Origin of the sequence: Brevundimonas sp. (assembly GCF_044239655.1) — a bacterium.
GTDB lineage: Bacteria > Pseudomonadota > Alphaproteobacteria > Caulobacterales > Caulobacteraceae > Brevundimonas.
This window is the reverse complement of record NZ_JBIIAY010000011.1, coordinates 1-21,921: the sequence shown is the minus strand read 5'-3', so window position 1 is coordinate 21,921 and position 21,921 is coordinate 1. Positions and strand designations below refer to the sequence as shown.

General features: G+C 67.7%; 20 protein-coding genes. 13 read left to right on the top strand and 7 right to left on the bottom strand.

Annotated elements, in window-relative coordinates:
- The first annotated feature begins 106 nt into the window (after nucleotides 1-106).
- Together ACILQR_RS02830 and ACILQR_RS02825 are read left to right on the top strand one after the other, a co-directional pair.
- Nucleotides 107-871: an electron transfer flavoprotein subunit beta/FixA family protein gene (locus ACILQR_RS02830; protein ID WP_395649996.1), complete on the top strand. Its 765-nt coding sequence runs from the start codon at nucleotides 107-109 to the stop codon at nucleotides 869-871.
- A gap of 1 nt (nucleotide 872) precedes the next feature.
- A complete protein-coding gene (locus ACILQR_RS02825) occupies nucleotides 873-1,802 on the top strand; it encodes an electron transfer flavoprotein subunit alpha/FixB family protein (RefSeq protein WP_395649995.1) in 930 nt (309 codons plus the stop codon).
- 85 nt (nucleotides 1,803-1,887) lie between these two features.
- Here the strand turns inward: ACILQR_RS02825 and ACILQR_RS02820 are convergent, their stop codons facing one another.
- Entirely contained in the window at nucleotides 1,888-3,600 is a 1,713-nt protein-coding gene (locus tag ACILQR_RS02820) for a PAS domain-containing methyl-accepting chemotaxis protein (protein WP_395649994.1), read from the bottom strand.
- Nucleotides 3,601-4,014: 414 nt separating this feature from the next.
- Between ACILQR_RS02820 and ACILQR_RS02815 the strand changes: the two genes are divergently transcribed.
- From ACILQR_RS02815 to arfB, 4 genes are all read left to right on the top strand, one after another.
- Complete coding sequence (locus ACILQR_RS02815; protein WP_395649993.1) at nucleotides 4,015-5,496, top strand: amidohydrolase; 1,482 nt, start codon at nucleotides 4,015-4,017, stop codon at nucleotides 5,494-5,496.
- Nucleotides 5,496-6,863 (top strand): amidohydrolase family protein, encoded by a 1,368-nt coding sequence (locus ACILQR_RS02810; protein WP_395649992.1) that lies wholly within the window; start codon nucleotides 5,496-5,498, stop codon nucleotides 6,861-6,863. The genes ACILQR_RS02815 and ACILQR_RS02810 overlap by 1 nt, the downstream gene beginning before the upstream one ends.
- A 175-nt stretch (nucleotides 6,864-7,038) precedes the next feature.
- On the top strand, nucleotides 7,039-7,533 hold the full coding sequence (locus tag ACILQR_RS02805; protein WP_395649991.1) for a YaiI/YqxD family protein: 495 nt from the start codon (nucleotides 7,039-7,041) through the stop codon (nucleotides 7,531-7,533).
- Nucleotides 7,530-7,934, top strand: a complete 405-nt coding sequence (gene arfB, locus ACILQR_RS02800; RefSeq protein WP_395649990.1) for an alternative ribosome rescue aminoacyl-tRNA hydrolase ArfB — start codon at nucleotides 7,530-7,532, stop codon at nucleotides 7,932-7,934. The genes ACILQR_RS02805 and arfB overlap by 4 nt, the downstream gene beginning before the upstream one ends.
- A 28-nt stretch (nucleotides 7,935-7,962) precedes the next feature.
- On the opposite strand, the gene ACILQR_RS02795 is transcribed toward arfB, so the two are convergent.
- The 4 genes from ACILQR_RS02795 to ACILQR_RS02780 all read right to left on the bottom strand — a co-directional run bounded on the left by ACILQR_RS02795 (nucleotide 7,963) and on the right by ACILQR_RS02780 (nucleotide 11,418).
- A complete protein-coding gene (locus tag ACILQR_RS02795; protein ID WP_395649989.1) occupies nucleotides 7,963-8,469 on the bottom strand; it encodes a hypothetical protein in 507 nt (168 codons plus the stop codon).
- Between the two features lie 21 nt (nucleotides 8,470-8,490).
- Nucleotides 8,491-10,095, bottom strand: coding sequence for a 2-polyprenylphenol 6-hydroxylase (ubiB, locus tag ACILQR_RS02790; RefSeq protein WP_395649988.1), 1,605 nt, complete (start codon nucleotides 10,093-10,095; stop codon nucleotides 8,491-8,493).
- Nucleotides 10,083-10,868, bottom strand: coding sequence for a class I SAM-dependent methyltransferase (locus ACILQR_RS02785; protein ID WP_395649987.1), 786 nt, complete (start codon nucleotides 10,866-10,868; stop codon nucleotides 10,083-10,085). Before ACILQR_RS02785 ends, ubiB begins: the two co-directional genes overlap by 13 nt.
- A 61-nt stretch (nucleotides 10,869-10,929) precedes the next feature.
- On the bottom strand, nucleotides 10,930-11,418 hold the full coding sequence (locus ACILQR_RS02780) for an Lrp/AsnC family transcriptional regulator (RefSeq protein ID WP_271145167.1): 489 nt from the start codon (nucleotides 11,416-11,418) through the stop codon (nucleotides 10,930-10,932).
- A gap of 171 nt (nucleotides 11,419-11,589) precedes the next feature.
- Between ACILQR_RS02780 and ACILQR_RS02775 the strand changes: the two genes are divergently transcribed.
- The 6 genes from ACILQR_RS02775 to lpdA are packed head-to-tail and all read left to right on the top strand — an operon-like array spanning nucleotide 11,590 to nucleotide 18,069.
- A complete protein-coding gene (locus ACILQR_RS02775; RefSeq protein ID WP_395649986.1) occupies nucleotides 11,590-12,843 on the top strand; it encodes a 3-methyl-2-oxobutanoate dehydrogenase (2-methylpropanoyl-transferring) subunit alpha in 1,254 nt (417 codons plus the stop codon).
- A gap of 53 nt (nucleotides 12,844-12,896) precedes the next feature.
- Complete coding sequence (locus ACILQR_RS02770) at nucleotides 12,897-13,964, top strand: alpha-ketoacid dehydrogenase subunit beta (RefSeq protein WP_395650018.1); 1,068 nt, start codon at nucleotides 12,897-12,899, stop codon at nucleotides 13,962-13,964.
- Nucleotides 13,964-15,721, top strand: coding sequence for a 2-oxo acid dehydrogenase subunit E2 (locus ACILQR_RS02765; RefSeq protein ID WP_395649985.1), 1,758 nt, complete (start codon nucleotides 13,964-13,966; stop codon nucleotides 15,719-15,721). Before ACILQR_RS02770 ends, ACILQR_RS02765 begins: the two co-directional genes overlap by 1 nt.
- A 1-nt stretch (nucleotide 15,722) precedes the next feature.
- The gene (locus ACILQR_RS02760; protein ID WP_395649984.1) at nucleotides 15,723-16,217 is read left to right on the top strand and encodes a hypothetical protein; all 495 of its coding nucleotides are present in this window, start codon (nucleotides 15,723-15,725) and stop codon (nucleotides 16,215-16,217) included.
- Nucleotides 16,214-16,669, top strand: a complete 456-nt coding sequence (locus ACILQR_RS02755) for a hypothetical protein (RefSeq protein ID WP_395649983.1) — start codon at nucleotides 16,214-16,216, stop codon at nucleotides 16,667-16,669. The genes ACILQR_RS02760 and ACILQR_RS02755 overlap by 4 nt, the downstream gene beginning before the upstream one ends.
- Nucleotides 16,666-18,069 (top strand): dihydrolipoyl dehydrogenase, encoded by a 1,404-nt coding sequence (lpdA, locus tag ACILQR_RS02750; protein WP_395649982.1) that lies wholly within the window; start codon nucleotides 16,666-16,668, stop codon nucleotides 18,067-18,069. Before ACILQR_RS02755 ends, lpdA begins: the two co-directional genes overlap by 4 nt.
- A 265-nt stretch (nucleotides 18,070-18,334) precedes the next feature.
- Here lpdA and ACILQR_RS02745 read toward each other — a convergent pair whose 3' ends face one another.
- Both ACILQR_RS02745 and ACILQR_RS02740 read right to left on the bottom strand, forming a co-directional pair.
- Nucleotides 18,335-19,222, bottom strand: a complete 888-nt coding sequence (locus ACILQR_RS02745; RefSeq protein WP_395649981.1) for an alpha/beta fold hydrolase — start codon at nucleotides 19,220-19,222, stop codon at nucleotides 18,335-18,337.
- Nucleotides 19,223-19,268: 46 nt separating this feature from the next.
- Complete coding sequence (locus ACILQR_RS02740; protein ID WP_395649980.1) at nucleotides 19,269-19,751, bottom strand: Fur family transcriptional regulator; 483 nt, start codon at nucleotides 19,749-19,751, stop codon at nucleotides 19,269-19,271.
- 102 nt (nucleotides 19,752-19,853) lie between these two features.
- On the opposite strand from ACILQR_RS02740, the gene ACILQR_RS02735 reads away from it, so the two are divergent.
- Nucleotides 19,854-21,908 carry a TonB-dependent receptor gene (locus tag ACILQR_RS02735; protein WP_395649979.1) on the top strand — a complete coding sequence of 685 codons (2,055 nt, stop codon included), beginning with the start codon at nucleotides 19,854-19,856 and terminating at the stop codon, nucleotides 21,906-21,908.
- Nucleotides 21,909-21,921: the final 13 nt, after the last annotated feature.

Sequence of the window (21,921 nt, the reverse complement as noted above, 5' to 3'; positions counted from 1 at the left end):
ACTACGGGTGCGATGGATGGTCTAGTTCACGTTGCGTTACGTTGACAGGCCGGGCGGCGCGTTCCATTCCCTGCGCCAACATTCTGGCCATCGTGTGGATAGCGCAATGAAGGTACTCGTCCCCGTCAAACGGGTCATCGACTACAACGTCAAGGCCCGCGTCAAGGCGGACCAGACCGGCGTCGATCTGGCCAACGTAAAGATGAGCATGAACCCCTTCGACGAAATCGCCGTCGAGGAGGCCGTGCGCCTGAAAGAGGGCAAGGAGCATCACGCGGCCGGCACGATCAGCGAGATCGTCGTCGTCTCCATCGGCGTGCAGCAGGCGCAGGAAACGATCCGCACGGCCCTGGCCATGGGTGCCGATCGCGGCATCCTGATCCAGTCCGACGCCGATCTGGAGCCCTTGGCCGTGGCCAAGCTGCTGAAGGCGGTCGTGGATGAAGAGAAGCCCGACCTCGTCCTGTTGGGCAAGCAGTCGATCGACGGCGACAACAATGCGGTGGGCCAGATGCTCGCAGCGCTGCTCGACTGGCCGCAAGCGACCTTCGCCTCGAAGATCGAGATCGCCGGCGGCAAGGCCACGGTGACGCGTGAAGTCGACGGCGGCCTCCAGACCCTGGCGGCGACCCTGCCGGCCGTGGTCACCGTGGACCTGCGCCTCAACACCCCGCGCTATGCCAGCCTGCCCAACATCATGAAGGCCAAGAAGAAGGAGATCGCCATGAAGGCGGTCGCCGACTACGGCGTCGATACCGCGCCGCGCCTGACCGTCGTGAAGGTGACCGCCCCCGCGACCCGCAGTGCCGGGATCAAGGTGGCCGACGCCGCCGAACTGGTGTCCAAGCTCAAGACCGCAGGAGCCCTGTAAGATGGCCGTTCTCGTCATCGCCGACCACGACGGTTCGGCTGTCCGCGACACCACCCACAAGACCGTGACCGCCGCCCTGGCCCTGGGCTCGGACGTCGATGTCCTGGTCGTCGGTTCGGGGGCGAAAGCCGCCGCAGATTCGGCTGCCAAGATCGCCGGCGTCCGCAAGGTCCTGCTGGCCGAAAGCGCTGGCCTGGGTCACCAGCTGGCCGAGGACGTCGAGGAGACCGTTCTGACGCTCGCCGGCGGCTATGACGCCATCCTGTCGCCCGCCACCAATGACGGCAAGAATTTCATGCCGCGCCTGGCCGCCAAGCTGGACGTCGCGCCGATCTCGGACATCGTCGAGGTGATCTCGGCCGATACCTTCGTGCGGCCCATTTATGCGGGCAATGCGCTGGAGACGATCCAGTCGTCGGACGCCAAGAAGGTCATCACCGTTCGCCCGACCAATTTCGCCCCCGCGGCCGAAGGCGGCTCTGCCCCGGTCGAGAGCGTCGCCGGCGCCGAAGCGGGCAAGGCGACCTTCGTCGGAGAGGAGCTGGTCAAGTCGGATCGCCCCGAACTGGGTGCCGCCAAGATCATCGTCTCGGGCGGTCGCGCCCTGGGCTCGGCCGAAGAGTTCCACGCGGTGATCGAGCCCCTGGCCGACAAACTGGGCGCCGCCGTCGGGGCCTCGCGCGCCGCCGTCGATGCGGGCTATGCGCCGAACGACTATCAGGTCGGCCAGACCGGCAAGGTGGTGGCCCCGGCCCTCTACATCGCCGTCGGCATCTCGGGCGCCATCCAGCACCTGGCCGGGATGAAGGACTCCAAGATCATCGTCGCCATCAACAAGGACGCCGACGCCCCGATCTTCCAGGTCGCCGACTTTGGCATCGTCGGCGACTACAAGACGGTCGTACCGGAGCTGATGACCGCCCTGGGCTGAAGCGGGTCAATCGCCGGTCGGCTTCGGAGCCTGATTCACGGCATTGGCGGGATCGCGCAGAAACTCCACCAATGCTGATCAGGGTCTAGGCAGCGGATCTGACCTGGTCGAAGTCCGAGTTCTGGCGGATCCGGCTCGTTGGGGCCTGGCCGGGAAGCGTGAACCGCGAGACGACAACCGCCAGGTCACTGGCCTCACCGGTCAGGTTGTGGCTGGCTGCGGTCGTCTCTTCGACCATGGCCGCGTTCTGCTGGACCACCTGGTCCATCTGGTTGATAGCGGTATTGACCTCGATCAGCCCGCTGGCCTGCATTTGGGCCGACGTGTTGATTTCGGAAACAAGGGCGTCGATTCCGACCATGTGGTCGACGATCGATGACAGGGCCTTGCCCGTCTCGTCCACGAGCCGAACGCCGCGGCTGACCGCTTGGGTTGAGGCCGAGATCAGTGCTTTGATCTCTCTGGCGGCCTCGGCGGAACGCTGGGCCAAGGCTCGGACCTCGGAGGCGACGACGGCAAAGCCGCGTCCTGCTTCACCTGCACGCGCGGCCTCGACTCCAGCATTGAGGGCCAGAAGGTTGGTCTGGAAGGCTATCTCGTCGATCACGCCGATGATCTGGGTAATCTGGCGGGAAGAGGCTTCGATCTCGGACATCGCTTCGACTGCCTGCAGAACCACGGTGCCCGACGCCTCGGCCTCTCCCCGCGTTCGAGATACCGCTGCGGTCGTTTCACCCGCACCAAGCGCTGACCGTTTGACGGTCGCTGTGATCTCGTTGAGCGCGGCGACAGTCTGTACGAGGCTGGCGGCCTGCTGCTCCGTCCTTAGCGAAAGGTCGTCAGATGCTTTCGAGATGTCTGCGGCACCCGCGTGGATAGCTGAGGATCCCCGGGCGACCTGCGACAGAGCTGTCTCTAGTGCATCGGCGGCAGCATTGAAATCGAGCCGAAGCTGGTCCAGCGACGGCATCAGGGTCTGGCCAACGCGGATCGTAAGGTCGCCATGTGCCAGCTTGGCCAGCGCGGACCCGACAAAAGCCACGCTGGCCATGCGGTCCGTCAGATCGGTCGCAAACTTCATCACCCGCGTGATGTGTCCGTTCGCGTCAAAAATGGGATTGTAGGATGCTTCAAGCCAAACCTCGCGCCCACCCTTTCCGATGCGCCGGAACTCGTCGGACAGAAATTCGCCAGCGCGAAGCCGCTCCCAGAAGACGGCATACTGGGGGCTGGCGGCGTAGGCTGGTTCTGCCAGGATGCTGTGATGCTGGCCCACCAGTTCGGCGCGGCTGTAACCGGTCACCCGTTCAAAATTATCGTTGGCTTCGAGAATGATGCCGGCAAGGTCGAACTCAATGACGGCCTGTGACCGGAAGATGGCCTGGATGACGCTGGCGTCCTCGGCGGCCTTGACCTTGGCCCGGGTGACGTCAAGCGCAAGCTTGACCACTTTCACTACCTTGCCGCCGGCACCGCAGACCGGCGTGTAGGACGCTTGAAGCCAGACCTCACGCCCCCCCTTGGCCAGACGCCTGTACACGCCAGAGTCGTATTTGCCGTGCGCGAGCTGGGTCCAGAAATTCCGGTAGGCTTCACCTTTCACTTCGTCAGGACTGACGAGCAGGCTGTGATGCTTGCCCTGCAACTCGCCGTGACTGTAGCCCACTGTCTCGCAGAACAGATCGTTTGCCGACAAAATGCGGCCGGTGGTATCGAACTCGATAATTGCAAAGGACTTGCCCAGAGCCCCCATGGTGGCCGACGCGCCACCCGAGAACATCAGATCGCCGATCTTCATCTTAGTCGACCTTGGTATATCCATCCGTCAATCTGCCCCCGGGCAGATGCTATGGCATCATGACGATCTGAGTATCTTTCTCGTGTTAATGATCCCTTACTTCGAAATTTCGTGAATTCCGGATGCGGTTCTTGATGTTTGCGTTGCGACTGTTGGCGTCCGTCTTTCCGTCGACGGCCGGATCGGCGGCCAATCCTCTCGCAATATTTCGCCGGACCAGTGCGGCAGGGGGACCAGTTCGACAGGAATCCGTGTGGAGAGATACGGCGTTTCCAGAGTGCGTCTCTGTGGTCCTTGGCGATGCCCGTTCCGCCTTACCGAACCGTAATGTTTCCGCCTTTGACGGACGGGCGGTGAAGCCTTGTAATCGGGTCTCGATCCGCGCCGCCGGCGCAGCAGGAGAGCCGTCCCCAGATGTTTCGTTCCCCTCTGCGAGGGTCCAGCCTCGCCGTCCTCGCCTGTGTTCTTGCGCTCGGCGCCTGCGCCACCACCGGGTCCACCCCCGCTGCCGATGACACCACCGGTGACAAGGCCGAGGCCAAGCCGCTGGCGACCGGGCTGGACGTTCAGGCCAACCTCGATCCCTTCCCCTCGACCTACACCCCCCTGCCGCGCCAGAACTCGGCGATCGTGGGGGCGACCGTGTTCGACGGGGCGGGCCGGAAGATCGAGAACGGCGTCGTCCTGATGGCCGACGGCAAGGTCGAGGCGATCGGCGGGGCCGATACGCCGGTGCCGGCCGGATACACGGTCATCGACGGACGCGGCCGGTTCGTGACGCCGGGGGTCATCGACGTCCACTCCCACCTGGGTGTCTATCCGTCGCCGGGCGTGTCGGGCATGTCGGACGGCAACGAGGCGACCAGCCCGAACACCGCCCAGGTCTGGGCCGAGCATTCGATCTGGCCCCAGGATCCCGGCTTCAACACGGCCCGCGCCGGCGGCGTGACCACCCTGGGCATCCTGCCGGGCTCGGCGAACCTGTTCGGCGGACGCGGCGTGACGGTGAGGAACGTCCCGTCGATCACCATGCAGGGGATGAAACTCCCGGGCGCGCCGCACACGCTGAAGATGGCCTGTGGCGAAAACCCCAGCCGCGTCTATGGCGGGCGCAACCAGAGCCCGGCGACGGGAATGGGCAATGTCGCCGGCTATCGCGCCGCCTTCATCGCCGCCCGCGACTACAAAGACAAATGGGACAAGTGGCGCGAGACCGGCGAGGGATCGCCGCCGACACGCAATCTCCAGAACGAGACCCTGGCGGGCGTCCTGGACGGCTCGATCCTGGTCCAGAACCACTGCTACCGCGCCGACGAGATGGCGGTGATGTTCGATATCGCCAAGGAGTTCGGATACAAGATCACGACCTTCCACCACGCCATCGAGGCCTACAAGGTCGCCCCCATGCTGGCGGCCAACGGCACCTGTGCGGCGATGTGGACCGGCTGGTGGGGCTTCAAGATGGAGGGGCTGGACGCGGTCGAGGCCAATGCGGCCCTGGTCGATGCGGCCGAGGGTTCCTGCGCCGTCATCCACTCCGACGACCCCGAACTGACCCAGCGGCTGAACCAGGAAGCGGCCGCCGCGCTGGCCGCCGGTCGTGCGGCCGGGCTCGACATCAGCGAGGAGCGCGCCATCAGCTGGTTCACCCTGAATGCGGCCCGCGCCATCGGCATCGACGATCAGACCGGGTCTCTGGAGGCCGGCAAGCGCGCCGACGTGGTGATCTGGTCCGCCAGTCCCTTAAGCGTCTACGCCCGCGCCGACCAGGTCTTCATCGACGGGGCCAAGGCCTATGACCGGTTCGATCCGGCCTATCAGCCCCGGTCAGACTTCGAACTGGGCCAACCCGGTTACGGCATGACCGCCGCCAACGTGACGCAAGGAGCCCGCTGATGCGTATCTCGCTCAAGACGCTCCTGCTGGGCGCGGCCCTGACCGCGCTGGCCCTTCCCGCCTCGGCCGAGGTGGTCGCCATCACCGGGGCCAGGGTGTTGACCGGCACCGCCGTCATCGAGAACGGCACCGTCGTCATGGACGGGGCGACCATCGTCTCGGTCGGGACGGGCGCGGCACCGTCGGGTGCGCGCATCATCGACGGTCGGGGCAAGACGGTGTCGCCGGGCTTCGTCGCGGTCGATTCCGGCCTCGGCGGATCGGAAGTGTCGTCGGTCGCGGGGTCGAACGACCTGTCGAACAACGCCAACACGATCAGCGCCTCGTTCGACGTCTCCTATGGGCTCGACCCCTGGTCCTTCACCTTGCCGGTGGCGCGGACGGGCGGCATCACCCGCGCCATCGTCGTGCCGGCCCATCCGGGCGGCGGGGGCGGACACGGCAACCACCAGGACGACGGCGAGGCCGATTTCGCGGGCGCGGGCGAAGGCGGCTTCCAGTCGCCGGGCCTGTTCGCCGGTCAGGCCGCCATCATCACCCTGGCGCAGGGGACCGACATCCTGGTCAAGCCGCGCGTGGCCATGGTCGCGCCGTTCGGCGAGGCCGGGGCGGGCGTCGCGGGCGGGGCCCGCGGTGCCGAGTTCACCCTGTTCAAGGAGAGCCTGGCCGAGGTGCGGCTCTATGCGCGGAACAAGGCGGCCTATGACCGTGCGGGCCTGCGCGATCTCAGCCTGTCGCGGGCGGACCTGGAGGCGCTGATCCCCGTCGCCAATGGCACCATGCCGCTGATCGTCACCGTGCATCGGGCATCCGACATCCTTCAGGTCCTGCGCCTGGCCGAGGAAGAGGGTGTCAAGATCATCCTGGACGGGGCCGAGGAAGGCTGGCTGGTCGCGGCCCAGATCGCGGCGGCCAAGGCGCCGGTGCTGCTGAACCCGATCTCCAACCTGCCGGGCTCGCTGGAGACCCGTGCGGCGCGGATGGAGAATGCGGCGGCGCTGAATGCGGCGGGCGTGGTCATCGCCATCAAGGGCAATGAGGGCTCGGTCCACCGGGCGCGCGAGGCCCGCTACAATGCTGGAAACGCCGTGTCACACGGCCTGCCCTATGCGGCGGCCATCGCGGCGCTGACGGTGAACCCGGCCCGCATCTTCGGCGAGGGCGGGACGTTCGGCGAGTTGATCGCGGGAGCCCAGGCCGATGTCGTGGTCTGGTCCGGTGACCCGTTGGAGCCTTTGACCACGGCCTCGCAGGTCTTCATCTCGGGCGTCGAACAGCCGATGCAGACGCGTCAGTTCCAGCTGAGGGACCGGTATCGGAATGGTGGGGCCGGGCCGAACGGGATGCCGGCGGCGTATTCGCAGTAATCTCCTTCTCCCCTTGCGGGAGAAGGTGGCCCGCAGGGCCGGAGGAGGGGTCACGCGGGCCGTTGAGTTTGCGTCAGGCGGCTGATCGCTCACCGTCTTCCTCAGCGTGACCCCTCATCCGTCAGGCTTCGCCTGCCACCTTCTCCCGCAGGGGGAGAAGGGTTAGATGCGAGGAATGCCCCAGCCCCGCCTCTTCATCGATGCCGACGCCTGTCCGGTGAAGGACGAGGTCTATCGCGTGGCGGCGCGCTACGGCCTGCATGTGTTCGTGGTGTCGAACTCGTGGATCAACACGCCGCGCGAAAAGTGGGTCGAGCAGGTGGTGGTCGATGCGGGGCCGGATATCGCCGACGACTGGATCGCGGAGCGGGCGGTGACGGGTGATGTGGTCATTACGGCAGACATTCCCCTGGCCGACCGCTGCCTGAAATCCGGGGCCCAGGCGATCAAGTCGAACGGCCAGCCTTTCACCCCGGATTCGATCGGCTCTGCCCTGGCCGGGCGGATGGTGGGCGAGCATCTGCGGTCGATGGGGGTGGCGACCTCCGGCCCGCCGCCGTTCGGCCAGCGCGACCGGTCGAACTTCCTCCAGGCGCTGGATCAGGCCGTGGTGCGGGCGAAGAAGGCGCTGGCCATGATCCCGCCGCCGCCACCGGGCGCGCCGTCATGACGGCCATCCCCGAAGACGAGCTCGAGTTCCGGTTCTTTCGCGCCGGGGGTCCGGGCGGCCAGAACGTCAACAAGGTCTCGACCGCCGTCCAGATGCGGTTCGACGTGGTCAACTCTCCCTCGCTGAAGGAGGGGCAGAAGCAGCGACTGATGAAGCTGGCCGGCAGTCGCCTGACCCAGGACGGCATCATCCTGATCACCGCCGTCCGCCACCGGACCCAGGAACGCAATCGGGCCGACGCCATTGAGCGGTTGCAGGCCATGGTCGACGAGGCGGCCGTGGCCCCGATCTATCGCGTCCCGACCCGGCCGACGAAGGCGTCCAAGGAGCGGCGGCTGGTGGCCAAGTCGCACCGGTCGGGCATCAAGAGCGGACGCGGCAAGCCGACGCCCGGCGATTGATCGCGGCGACCGGGCCGGTCGCCTGAAATCAGGCTGCCGGTGGCGGCGGGGCCGGGCGGAACAGGAGGGCGACGATCTTGCCCTGATCGTTCTGGCCGAGGATCCACTGGGTCGGGGCGTTTTCGAAACCGACCAGGAACAGTTCGGCGCCGTCCTGGGTCGCGACGTGGGCGATGTCACCCAGCGCACCGAGCTGCGCAAAGATCGGGGCCATGGTGGGGGCCTGCTGGCGGACCTTGTCGGCCAGGTCGGTCGTCATGTCGGAATAGTTGGGCGCACCGGCCTGGAAGGCGGCGATCGTGGTGCGCAGCATGGCCTCGGCGGCGGCGACCTTCGCCGGGTCGGAAGGCTCTGACACTTCGGCCGGGGCGGGCGTCGGCGCGGCGCGCTGCGGGGCTGCGGGCTGGTCGAAGGTGTTGGGCAGGCGGCCGGCAGCGGCACCGGTCTGGGGTGCGGTCTGGGGTGCGGTCTGGGCGGCGGCCGGCAGGGCGAGGGCGGCGGAGATCAGGACGGCGGCGGCGAGGGCGGACTTCATGCAGGCAACTCCGGGAAATCGTTACCCTGCAATGACTGACCAAAGCGACAGGATCAGGGCACCCACCGATGCGGCGGTTGCGATGACGACACAGACCACCAGCCAGCGCGGCGTCTGGACGACCTGAACGACGGTCGGCGCGGGGACAGGCGGGTCCTGGACGAGGCGCGACAGGGCCTTGGCCCCCGAGATCAGTTCACGCACCCCGTCGCGGATCTGGGCCTTGGGCCCCAGTTCGCGCAGGATCCAGCGCTCGACCACCGGCTGGGCCGCGGCCCACAGGTCGTGGTCGGGGTTCAGGCGGCGCGCCACGCCCTCGACCGAGACCATGGTCTTCTGCAACAGGATCAGCTCGGGCCGCAGATGCATGTCGAACAGGGCGGTGATCTCGAACAGCTGACCCAGCAGCCGCCCCATGGAGACCTGCGACGCCTGTTTGCCGATTACGGGCTCGCCCACCGCGCGCAGGGCCTGGGCGAAGGCCTCGACCGAATGGTGCGGGGGCACGTACCCGGCCTCGAAATGGACGCGGGCGATGCGGGGATAGTCGCGGTTCAGGAAGCCCCAGAGGATCTCGGCCAGATAGCGTCGCTCGCCAGGGCCGAGGCGGCCGACGATGCCGAAATCCACCGCCGTCAGTTCGGCCGGGGCCGAGCAGAACAGATTGCCCTCGTGCAGGTCGGCGTGGAAGACGCCGTGGTCCAGCGCCTGGGACAGGAAGGCGCGCACGACGTTGTCGGCCAGGGCGTTCTTGTCGAGGCCCGGCTGAACGGCGGCCAGCGGATCGGTCATGGCGATGCCGGTCGCCCATTCCAGCGTCAGCACCCGCTTGCCGACCCCGTCCCAGACCACGCCGGGGGCGGTCATGTGGCCGACGCCCTCGGCGATCGACTTGTCCATCACGTCCTTGAGCTCGGAGGCGGCGGCGGCCTCCAGCCTCATGTCGAGCTCCAGCTCCATCGAGCGGGCGACCGTCTCGACGAAGGCACGGGGTTCCAGACGGCGGGCGGCGGGGACCAGCCGATGGACGACGCCGGCACCCAGCCGCATCGACTCCAGCCCGCCGATGACGCGACGCTCAACGCCGGGACGCAGGACCTTGACCGCCACCTTGCGCCCGTCGGCCAGCCAGGCGGGATGGGCCTGGGCGAGGGAGGCCGCCCCGATCGGGTCGCCCAGATCGATGAACAGGCTGTCGATGGTCCGCCCCAGCGACCGCTCGATCTCGCGCCGTGCCTGATCCGTGGGAAAGGGCGGCAGCTTGTCTTTGAGCCGCCCCAGATCGGTGGCGAACTCGGTGCCGAAGATGTCGGCGCGGGTGGCCAGGACCTGGCCCAGCTTGATGGCGACAGGCCCCAGATGCTCGAACGCCTTGCCCAGCCGCTGACCGGGGCGGCCGTCGCGACCTTCGCGCCCGGCGAACAGGTGGATGAAGTGGATGATGGGCCGCAGCCAGCCGGGCAGCAGGGCCGTGATCTCGCGCGGGGCCAGGGCGTCGTGGCGGACCAGCACCCAGGCCCAGCCGATCAGGCGGAAGGCCGCGCCCAGGGGATCGCGCACCCGCACCGCGACGGGCGGGGTCGGCGCGACGCGATAGGCGTTGGGATTGGCGGTCAGATCGCCCACCCGAAATGGATGGCCGCCACACCGCCCGACAGGTTGGTGACCGTGACGTTGCGAAACCCGGCCGTCTCGATCATCGCCTTGAAGGTCGCCTGATCCGGGAAGCGGCGGATGCTCTCGACCAGATACTGATAGCTGTCGCGATCCTTGGCGACCCATTGGCCGATGGCCGGAATGGCGTTGAAGGACCAGGCGTCATAGGCGCGGCGCAAGGCCTCGGTGGTGGGGCGCGAGAACTCCAGGCACAGGAACCGGCCGCCCGGCTTCAGCACCCGCCGCGCCTCGGACAGGGCCACGGCGATGTCGGCCACATTCCTGATGCCGAAGCTGATCGAATAGGCATCGACCGAGGCGTCGGGCAGGGGCAGGGCCATGGCGTCACCGACGGTCCAGCGCATCTCGGGCTCGCCACCCTTTTGCACGCCCGCCAGGATCATCTCGGCATTGTAGTCCAGCACGATGACCGAGGCGTCCTCGCCGCCGTTCCGCTCCTGGGCCCGGCGCGCCATCTTCGAATAGCGCCGCGCCATGTCGCCGGTGCCGCCGGCGACGTCGAGTATGGTCTCCCCCGGACGGCAGTTCAGCTTGGAGGCCGCGGCGTCCTTCCACAGCCGATGCACGCCCGCGCTCATCAGGTCGTTCATCAGGTCGTAGTTGGAGGCGACGCTGTCGAACACGCCCCGCACCATCCGCACCTTGTCCTTCGCGTCCACGTCGCGAAAGCCGAAGGAGGAGGTGGAGCCGGAGCTGTGCGGGCCGTGAGAGGCGTCGGTCATGGCCGCCGTCTAGCGCGTTGCGAGCCTGTCGTCACCGGGCCGCGTCGTCGCGGCCGCGCGCCTATTTGACGTGCGGGGTGATGATGCCGAGCGGCAGGGCGGTGACGTTCTTGACCCCGCGCGTGACGATATGGCTCTCGCAGTCCGAGACGATGCCCAGGGTCAGCAGCTTGTTCCTCAGGAAGGTGTCGAAGGCGTGCATGTCCGAGGTCACGATCCGCAGCACATAGTCCTCGCGGCCGGTGATGGTCGCGCACTGGACGACCTCGGGCCATTGCTCGACGGCCTTCTCGAACAGTTCGAGGTTCTCGTTGGACGGCAGGCTCAGCTTGACGATCGCATAGACCTCGAAGTCGAGGCCCAGAAGCTGGGCGTTCAGCAGGGTGACCCGCTTGCGGATCAGGCCGGAATCTTCCAGTCTCTTGATCCGGCGCCAGCACGGCGAAGCGGACAGTCCGACCCGATCGGCGACCTCCGCGACCGACAGTCCTGCGTCCTGTTGCAGGATGTCCAGAATGCGCGCGTCGATGGGATCCAGTTCGTCCGCCAAGGCGTTTCTCCAATTGTTCTTATGGCGCAATAAAATACCCTGATACCGCCTATTGCAAGGCAAAGTTCAGTAAGTCTTGATCTGCGCTCTCTGCTATCAGGCGCTATAAAGACAATCGTGGCCGGATCAACCGGACGCCAGACCCCAATTCGGCAGGATGGAAGATCAGGAATGACGGTGCCCGAGACCGATTCGACCCGAAACAGCCGTCCGCTATCGCTGCGCGTGCCGGAACCGGCCGGGCGGCCGGGGGACACGCCCGACTTCAGCCACCTGAAGCTTGACGTCGCGGGCGCAGTGGATCGTCCGCCCGTCGATGCGCGGCCGGTGCAGATGATGGATCTGGCCTTTCGCCTGATCCGGGTGCTGGACGAGGACGGCACCGCGGTCGGGCCGTGGAACCCGCGCCTGGACGCCGACACGATGCGGCGCGGCCTGAACGCCATGATCCTGACCCGCGCCTTTGACGACCGGATGCACAGGGCCCACCGTCAGGGCAAGACCAGCTTCTACATGAAATGCACCGGCGAGGAGGCCATCGCGGTGGCCCAGGGGATGATCCTGTCGCGCGAGGACATGGGCTTCCCGACCTATCGCCAGCAGGGGCTTCTGATCGCGCGCGGCTATCCGCTGACCGACATGATGAACCAGATCTATTCCAACGCCTCGGACCCGATCAAAGGCCGCCAGCTGCCGATCATGTATTCGGCCAAGGACTATGGGTTCTTCACCATCAGCGGCAATCTGGGGACGCAAGTCCCGCAAGCGGTGGGCTGGGCCATGGCCAGTGCCTACAAGGGTGACGACAAGATCGCGATCGCCTGGACCGGCGACGGGGCCACGGCCGAGGGCGACTTCCACAACGCCCTGACGTTTGCGGCCGTCTATCGTGCCCCGGTGATCCTGAACATCGTCAACAACCAGTGGGCCATCAGCTCCTTCCAGGGCATCGCCGGGGGCAATGAGACGACCTTCGCGTCAAAGGCCATCGGTTATGGCCTGCCGGCGCTGCGGGTCGACGGCAACGACTTCCTGGCGGTCTGGGCTGCGACCCAATGGGCCGAGGAACGGGCACGGTCCAACCAGGGCGCGACGGTGATCGAGTTGTTCACCTATCGCGGGGCGCCCCACTCGACCTCCGACGATCCGGGCAAGTACCGGCCGGCCGACGAACACGACAAATGGCCGCTGGGCGATCCGATCCAGCGTCTGCGCCAGCACCTCAATTCGATCGGCGAGTGGGACGACGAACGCCACGAGGCGGCGCTGAAAGCCGCCGTCGAACAGGTCCGTCAGGCCGGGCGCGAGTCCGAGGCCATCGGCACCCTGGGCCAGTCGCGCCCCTCGGTGAAGACGATGTTCGAGGAGGTGTTCGCCACCCCCGACTGGCGGCTGACCGAACAGCGCGGCGAGGTGGGAGTCTGACCATGAGCGAGACATACGCACCCGCAGACCAGAACGACGGCATCGGTCCCGACATGGCCGATGGGCCCCACACCGCGCCCGCGCCTGAAAGCGCCGCCGTCCAGCCCATGAACATGATCCAGGCGCTGAACTCGGCCCTGCACGTCAAGATGGCCGAGGACGACAATGTCCTGAGCTTCGGCGAGGACACCGGCTATTTCGGCGGCGTGTTCCGGGTCACGGACCAGCTTCAGCAGAAGCACGGCCTGACCCGCAGTTTCGACACCCCGATCAGCGAATGCGGCCTGGTCGCCGCCGCCATCGGCATGGGGGCCTATGGTCTGCGCCCGGTCGTCGAGATCCAGTTCGCCGACTACATCTATCCCGCCTACGACCAGATCGTGTCGGAGGCGGCCAAGCTGCGCTACCGCTCGGGCGGTCAGTTCACGTCACCGATCGTGGTGCGGTCGCCTTACGGCGGCGGCATCTTCGGCGGCCAGACCCACTCACAGAGCCCTGAGAGCCTGTTCACCCATGTGGCGGGGCTGAAGGTCGTGATCCCGTCCAATCCCTATGACGCCAAGGGCCTGTTGATCGCGGCGATCGAGGACGACGATCCGGTCATCTTCTTCGAGCCCAAGCGGCTCTACAACGGACCCTTCGACGGCTGGCACAAGAACCCTGTCTCGCCGTGGAAGGCGCAAGAATCGGCCCAAGTCCCGACAGGCAAATACGTCGTGCCGATCGGCGAGGCGAAGGTGGTCCGCGAAGGCTCCGACGTCACCGTCCTGTGCTACGGCACCATGGTCTGGGTGTCGCTAGCGGCCGCCGTATACGCGGGCGTGGACGCCGAGGTGATCGACCTGCGTACCCTGGTGCCGCTCGACATCGCCACAATCGAGGCCAGCGTGAAGAAGACAGGTCGCTGCGTCATCGTGCATGAGGCCCCGAAAACGTCCGGGTACGGAGCGGAGCTGTCGGCCCTGGTCCAGGAGCGGTGCTTCTATCATCTGGAGGCGCCGATCGCGCGGGTCGCCGGATGGGACACGCCCTATCCGCATGCCTTCGAGTGGGAATATTTCCCGGGGCCGGAACGCGTGGGTGCCGCCCTGAAATCGGTGATGACCGGAGGGCCCCGCTGATGGGCCGTTTCGTCTTCAAACTGCCCGACGTGGGCGAAGGCACCGCCGAGGCAGAACTGGTCGCATGGCATGTCGCGGTCGGCGACACGGTCGAGGAAGACCAGCTGCTGGCCGAGGTCATGACCGACAAGGCGACGGTCGAGCTGACCTCCCCGGTGTCCGGCGTGGTCACGGTCCTGCACGGCGAGCCGGGGGTGCAGTCGCCGGTTGGCGGGCCGCTGGTGGAGTTCGAGGTCGAGGGGGCGGGGAACAGCGAGCCTGTGGCCGACAGCCCCTCCGTCTCCTCGCAACAGCTCGGATCCACCTCCCCATCGGCTGACGCCGACGGGGAGGAGAACGACGACACGTCTCCTCCCCGCGACAGCGGGGAGGGGGACCCCGAAGGGGTGGAGGGGCTGCCGGCCCCGGACACCGCAGGCGGAACCTACATCTTCCGCCTGCCTGACGTCGGCGAGGGCACGGCCGAGGCGGAGCTCGTCGCCTGGCACGTCGCGGTCGGGGACGCGGTCGAGGAGGACCAACTGCTGGCCGAGATCATGACGGACAAGGCCACGGTCGAACTGACCAGCCCGGTCGCGGGTGTTGTCGCCACCCTGCACGGCCAGCCCGGGACGCAGTCGCCGGTTGGTGGCCCGCTGGTGACCTTCAGCGTCGAAGGGGCGGGGAATGTGGCGGCGGCTCCTGCAGCAACCGAGCGCGCGGTGGCCCCCTCCGTCACGGCGCAAGAGCGCCGCGCCACCTCCCCCAACGGGGGAGGATCTGTGGCGACGACGCCGACGACCAAATCTCCCCCCTCTGGGGGGAGTACCCGCGAAGCGGGGGAGGGGGGCAAGTCCGCTCCCGCCGTCGCCCGCACCCCCCAGACCCCCGGCGTCCGTCCCCTGGCCACGCCGGCCGTGCGCAACCGCGCCCGCGACATGGGCATCAACCTGGTCTTCGTGCCCGGCTCCGGCCCCGCCGGACGGATCGGCCATGACGACCTGGATGCCTTCCTCGCCCACGGTGCAACGGGGCCGTCCGTGCCCGGATCGTCAGCCCCGACGATGTTCGCGAAAGCCGAAGGCACGACCGAGGTCCGCATCATCGGCCTGCGTCGCAAGATCGCGGAGAAGATGGCCGAGAGCGTGCGGCGCATCCCGCACATCACCTATGTCGAGGAAATCGACATGACGGCGCTGGAAGAGCTTCGCGTCCACCTGAACGCGACGAAGCAGAAGGATCAGCCCAAGCTGAACATCCTGCCCTTCATCGCCCGCGCCATCGTCGTGGCCCTGCGGGACCAGCCCAGCATCAACGCCACCTATGACGACGAGGCCGGGGTCCTGACCCAGCATGCCGCCGTGCATCTGGGTATCGCCGCCCAGACGCCGAACGGGCTGATGGTGCCGGTGGTGCGTCACGCCGAGGCGCTGGACGCCTGGGCGACCGCGCTGGAGATCGCGCGGGTCAGTGGCGCGGCCAAGGACGGCTCGGCCAAGCGTGAGGAACTGTCCGGCTCGACCATCACCATTACCTCCCTGGGCACGCTGGGCGGGGTGGTCCACACCCCGATCATCAACCACCCCGAGGTCGCCATCGTCGGCCCCAACAAGATCGCCGAACGGGTCATGGTCAAGGACGGCCAGATGGTCATCCGCAAGATGATGAACCTGTCGTCCAGCTTCGATCACCGCATCGTCGACGGCCACGACGCGGCGGTCTTCGTCCAGCGTATCAAGGGGCTGCTGGAACAGCCCGCGACCCTGTGGATGGGGTGAGATGAAGACCTTCGCCTCGGGCACCGCCGCCCTCGTCGCCGCCTCCCTGTTCGCCACCTCGGCTCTGGCCTGCGTGCCGATGCCGCGCGACACGGCGGCCGAGATCGAGCAGGCGCGGACGGTGTTCGTGGGGCGGGTGACGGCGGTCGAGGCGGGGGACGTCGCCGCCTGTCGCGCGGGTCTGGCGCGGGCGCGGATTGAGCCGGGGATGCCGGGGGCCACTGCGTGCGAGGCCTTCGGGCGGGCGACGCTGGAGGCCCTGCATACCGTCAAGGGCGAGGTTTCGGCCGCGCCCCTGACCGTCAACTGGAACGCCCATCCGCTCTGCTACGTCGGCTGGACCCCGACGTTCGGTCAGACGGTTCTGGCCACCGTCCCCGCAGACCCCCGCTTCATCGGTGACGGAGGCAATGTCGCGGTCGATCCGCAGGATCAGAGCGACGTAATGGTCAGCGCCCTGCTTGATCTCGCCTCGAAGGTGCATCCGGTCCCATGACGCGTTGGCTCATCAGTTTGGGGTTGGCGCTGATGATGGCGAACGTGACGGATCTCAACGCCTCGGCGTGCAGTCCATCGCCGGGACCGGACTGGGAAGGCTGGGTCGATGGCAATGATGACATATTTGTTGGCCGGGTTACCTCGCTAACGCCTCTGCCCGTTTCGACGGAACACGGCTTCGATGTGCGGCGAGCGACTATCCACATCGAGCGGCTGAGGTCGTTCGAGGCCCGTTCAGGGCCAACCTCCATTGACGCAGAAATCGTCGTAGACGTTTTCGATCCGGGCCCCAGCGCAATGGCGCTTTGCCTGTATGCAGAGGTCTACCAGCCCGGTGACACCGTCCTCGTGATCCAGTCCGGCGAGACGACGCGATTGTTCCGCAGTGCATGGGCGGCTGGATCGCGTTTCGCCCCCCTTTTCGAGAAGCAGCAGACACTCCCGAAATGACCCAGACCCAGCAGATCAAGACCAAAGTCCTCATCATCGGCGCGGGGACCGGTGGCTATGTCGCCGGCATCCGCTGCGGACAGCTCGGCCTCGACACTGTGCTGGTGGACGGGTCAGCGGGGCTCGGCGGGACGTGCCTGAACGTGGGTTGCATCCCGTCCAAGGCGATCATCCATGCGGCGGGCAAGTTCGAGACGGTGGTCAAGGCCGCAGGCGACGGCACGCTGGGGATCACCGCGTCGCAGGCTGCGATCGATCTGTCCCAGACCGTCGCCTGGAAGGACGGGATCGTCCGTAAACTGAACGTCGGCGTCGCGGCCTTGCTGAAGAAGGCCAGGGTCAAGGTCATCAAGGGCTGGGCGACCTTCGCCGACGCCAAGACCTGTCGCGTCGAGACCGACGACGGGCCGATCAGCATCACGGCCGAACATGTGATCCTGGCCACAGGCTCCGAGCCTGTGGAACTGCCCTTCCTGCCGTTCGGGGGCGACGTGATCTCCTCGACCGAGGCCCTGTCGCTGGACGCCGTGCCGAACAGGCTGGTCGTGGTCGGCGGCGGCTATATCGGGCTGGAGCTCGGCATCGCCTATCGCAAGCTGGGAGCCGAGGTGGCGATCGTGGAGATGGCCGACCGCATCCTGCCGCTCTACGACAAGGCCCTGACCGATCCGGTGATGAAGTGGCTGACGGGTCACGGCGTCGAGATGCATCTGGGCGCGCGCGCCGGAGGTTTCGGAGACGGCAAGCTGAACGTCACGACCCGGGACGGCGAACCGCTGCAACTCGAGGCGGACAAGGTGCTGGTCACGGTCGGTCGCCGTCCACGGACGAAGGGCTGGGGCCTCGAAAACATGGGCGTGGCCATGGCCGGGCCGTTCGTGAAGATCGACGATCGCTGCGCCACCAATATGAAGAACGTCTGGGCCGTCGGCGACCTGACCGGCGAACCCATGCTGGCCCACAAGGGCTCGGCCCAGGGCGAGGTGGTGGCCGAGATCATCGCCGGTCACGACCGACGCTTCGACCCCGTGACCATCGCTGCCGTCTGTTTCACCGAGCCGGAGATCGTCTCGGCCGGTCTCGGGCCGCTGGATGTCGAGGGCCGCGACGACGTGATCACCTCCGTCTTCCCCCTGGCCGCCATCGGCCGGGCCCTGGCCATCGAGGCGGGCGAGGACGGCGGCTTCGTGCGGGTGCTGGCGTCGAAGGCCGATCACCGGCTTCTGGGCGTCCAGGCCGTCGGCCAGCACGTCGCCGAACTGTCCAACAGCTTCGCCCAGATGCTGGAGATGGGGGCGGTGCTGGAGGATGTGGCGGGCGTGATCCACGTCCACCCGACCCTGGGTGAGGCCTTCCACGAGGCGACGCTGAGGGCCCTGGGACACGCGATACATATCTGACGAAGGGCAGGAAGACGCCCTTCGCAAGGGCGCTACCGGTCGGCTCGCGGAGCCTCGCTGCTTGAGCGCAAGGGGGGCGGTGCCTTCTCCTCCGCGTTCGCCGCTTGGCGAAGGGGGAGGTGGATCCGAGCGCTTGCGAGGAGACGGAGGGCGCGACACGGTATAGGCCGCAGAATTCCTTACCTTTGAAACCCGGTCGCCCCCTCCGTCACGGCCCTAAGCAGGGCCGCGCCACCTCCCCATCGCTCCGCGACGGGGAGGAGAATTACACGGCCGCGTCGAACAAGGCGTCTCTGGCGATGTCGGGGTGGGTCATGGGAAACAGGTGGCCGCCGGCGACCGTGTCCACCGTGAGATGGGGCAGGCGGCGCGGGTCGGGGGCGAGGCTGCAGACCGAGCCCTTGTCGGCCTTCAGCACACGGACGGGTTTGTCGAAGCGGCGAAGCGCCCGCCACGGGTCGTGGCCCTGGGCGGCATAGTTGGAGGCTTCCCATTCGGGCGGACAGGCCAGGCGCACGCCGTCCTCGTCCGGGGTGAAGGCCCCGGAGACATAGTCGGCCAGCATCATGTCGGACCAGCCCTTGAAGGCCCCGCGACCGCGCCAGGAGTCCAGCGCCTGCTGCGGGGTCTCGAAGCGGTTGCGGCGTCGGATCGCGCCCTTGGTGATCGGCCAGTGGCGCGTCCACTGGCGAAGACCCGGGATGGCCATCATCAGGTTCACCCCGCGCGGCAGGACAACGGGGTCGAACATGACCAGGCGCGCGACCTTGTCCGGCCGTTCGGCGGCGGCCAGCAGGGAGGAGGTTCCGCCCATCGAATGGCCGGCCAGGGCGACCGGCGGGCCGTCCAGGCTGTCGAGCAGGGCGACCAGATCCTCGCGGTGGTCGTGCCAGGTCCAGCGGTTGCGGGTTTCGGTCGGCAGGGCGGTCTGGCCGTGGCCGCGCAGATCGGGGGCCAGGATGCGCAACGAGGCCGACAGGGGGGCCAGCAATGACCGATAGGTGGCGGCGTTGAAACCGTTGGCGTGGACGAAGACCAGATCGACGGGGCGGCGCGCATCGCCGAAATCCAGCACCGACATCTCGCCGGCCCCCCAGCGGTGGCTGACCGGGATGGTCATGCGGCGGGGCGGGGTCAGGAGGGCGGCGTCCATGGGCCTAATCTAGGCGCGCGGAGTCGTGTGCGCCAGCATCGCCGGATCAGGCGGTCCGGCAGTCGGAACAGCGGCCGTGGCCCTCGATGGTGATGCGCTCGATCGCATAGCCGGCGGCGTCGGCGGCCAGGGCGAAGGTCTGGCCGACGGGGGTGGTGACCTCCTGGGCCGCGCCGCAGCAGTCGCAGATCAGGAAGGCGGCGGCGTGGTCGGCCGCGTCGCCCGAGCCCGCACAGGCGACATAGGCGCTGATCGAGGCGATGCGGTGGGCCATCCCCTTGCGCTCGAGGAACTCCAGCGCGCGATAGACGGTCGGCGGCTTGGCGGCCTGGCCGTCGGTGCCGTAGCGGGCGATCAGGTCGTAGGCCTTGACCGGTTCGCCGGCCGCCAGCAGCAGCTCCAGCACCCGGCGGCGCGGCGCGGTCATCCGCTCGCCCTCGGCCGTGCAGCGGGCCTCGGCCGCCCCCAGGGTCCGGTCGATCGTGGCGGCGTCGAGTTGATCGTGGTCGTGGTCGTGGCCGCAGCTCATGGGTGGAAGCTAGGGGCTCCGCCGCCTCGCCGCAACCGAAGGTGCTTGACGTCATGTGATGTTATCTCATAACACTTGATCGTCTCCCCGACCGAGGTTCCCATGTCCGTGTATCGCCCCGCCGTCTCGACGGCCCGTCTTCTCCTGCTCACCGCGGCCGCGTCCGCCCTGGCCGGTGCCGCTGCGGCCCAGTCGAACCCGCCCGCCCAGCCCGACGCCGTGCTCGACGACGTGGTGGTGACCGCATCCCCGTTCGGGGTCAGCCAGCGCGCCTCGACCATCGCCACCGACGTCATCGACGAACAGGCCCTGGCCACCGCCCCGGCCCAGTCCCTGGGCGATCTGCTGGCCGGCCAGCCGGGCCTGCGCTCGACCAGTTTCGCGCCGGGGGCCAGCCGGCCGGTGATCCGGGGCCTGTCGGGACCGCGCGTCCAGGTCCTGACCAACGGCATCGGCCTGATCGACGCCTCGTCGGTGTCGCCCGACCACGCCGTGGCCACCGACCCGGCCGAGGCCAGCCGTATCGAGGTGGTGCGGGGCCCCTCCACCCTGATCTATGGCGGCTCCGCCATCGGCGGGGTGGTCAACATCATCGACAACCGGATCCCGACGGAACAACCCGAGGGCGGCATCGACGGGGTGATCTCGACCCAGGCCTCCAGCGTGGATGACGGCCGGTCGATCTTCGGCCGGGTGACGGTCGGTGCCGGCCCGTTCGCCTTCAACATCGACGGGGTCAGCCGGTCCAGCGACGACTATGACATTCCGTCGCCCGCACGCTCCCAGCGGCTCGCGGACGAGGACGGCGAGCCGCGCGGGCCGGGCGGAACACAGCCCAATTCCTACACGGACCTAAAGGCCTGGGGCGTGGGCGGCAGCTATATCGGGGACAAGGGCTTCTTCGGCGTCTCCTACAAGGACACCGAGAGCGAATACGGCACGGTGGCCGAGCCGACGGTCTTCATCCAGCTGCATCAGACGCGCGAGGACGTGCGCGGCGAGTATAATTTCGACACCGGGCCGTTCCGCGCCCTGCGCGGCAGCTATGGCCACGCCGAATACACCCACACCGAGTTCGAGGGGCCCGGTGAGCCGGGCACCGTCTTCAACTCCGACGGCCAGGAGGGCCGGGTCGATCTGATCCAGCGCAAGAGTTCGTTGTTCGGCGGCGAGTGGAACGGGGCGATCGGCTTCCAGGGCCTGTCGCGGACTTTCGAGGCGATCGGCGAAGAGGCCTTCGTGCCCACCTCCACGACCGACGAGGCCGGGATCTATACGGTCCAGCGCATCGATCGCGGACCGGTCGGATTCGAGGGCGGGTTGCGTTACGACCGGCATACGGTGTCGGCGACGCCTCTGGGCGGCGTGACCGAGCTGGAGCGGGAGTTCGACAATGTTTCGGCCTCGATCGCCGGCTTCCTGCGGCCGGCGCCCGGCCTGTTCCTGGGCCTCAGCCTGGCGCACAACGAGCGGGCGCCGTCCGAGGTCGAGCTGTTTGCCGACGGCCTGCACATCGCCACCGCCGCCTATGAGACCGGCGACCTGACGCTCGACACCGAGAAGGTCAACACCCTGGAGGGGACGGTTCACTATGACGGCGGACGCGTCTCGGGCGACCTGCACGTCTACGGCTCGAAATACGACGGCTTCATCGACGAGCGGCCGACCGGCGGGGTCTTCACCTCCGACGAGGGCGAAGAGTTCCCGATCTTCCAGTTCGTGCAGACCGACGCGACCTTCTACGGCTTCGAGGCCGAGGGCGAATATGCGCTGTGGGAGGCGGGGGCATCGAAACTGGCTCTGGAGGGGGCGGTCGACTACGTCCACGCCGAGACCGACCTGGGGCCCGCAGCGCGGATCCCGCCCTGGTCGGTGACCGGGCGACTGGCCTGGAGCTCGAAGCCGCTGGACGCGACCCTGGAGGTCCGTCGGGTCGCCGAACAGGACCGGGTCGCCGACCTGGAACGGCCGACCGACGCCTACACCCTGGTCAATCTGTCGGGGGCGTGGCGACCGCTGGCGGATCGCAACGTCACCGTCTTTGCCGAGGCGCGGAACCTGACCGACGAGGAGGCGCGGGAGCATGTGTCCTTCCTGAAGGACATCGCGCCGATGCCGGGCCGGAATTTCCGGGTCGGGGTGGCGTACAGGTTCTAGGCGTTGGCTTTCC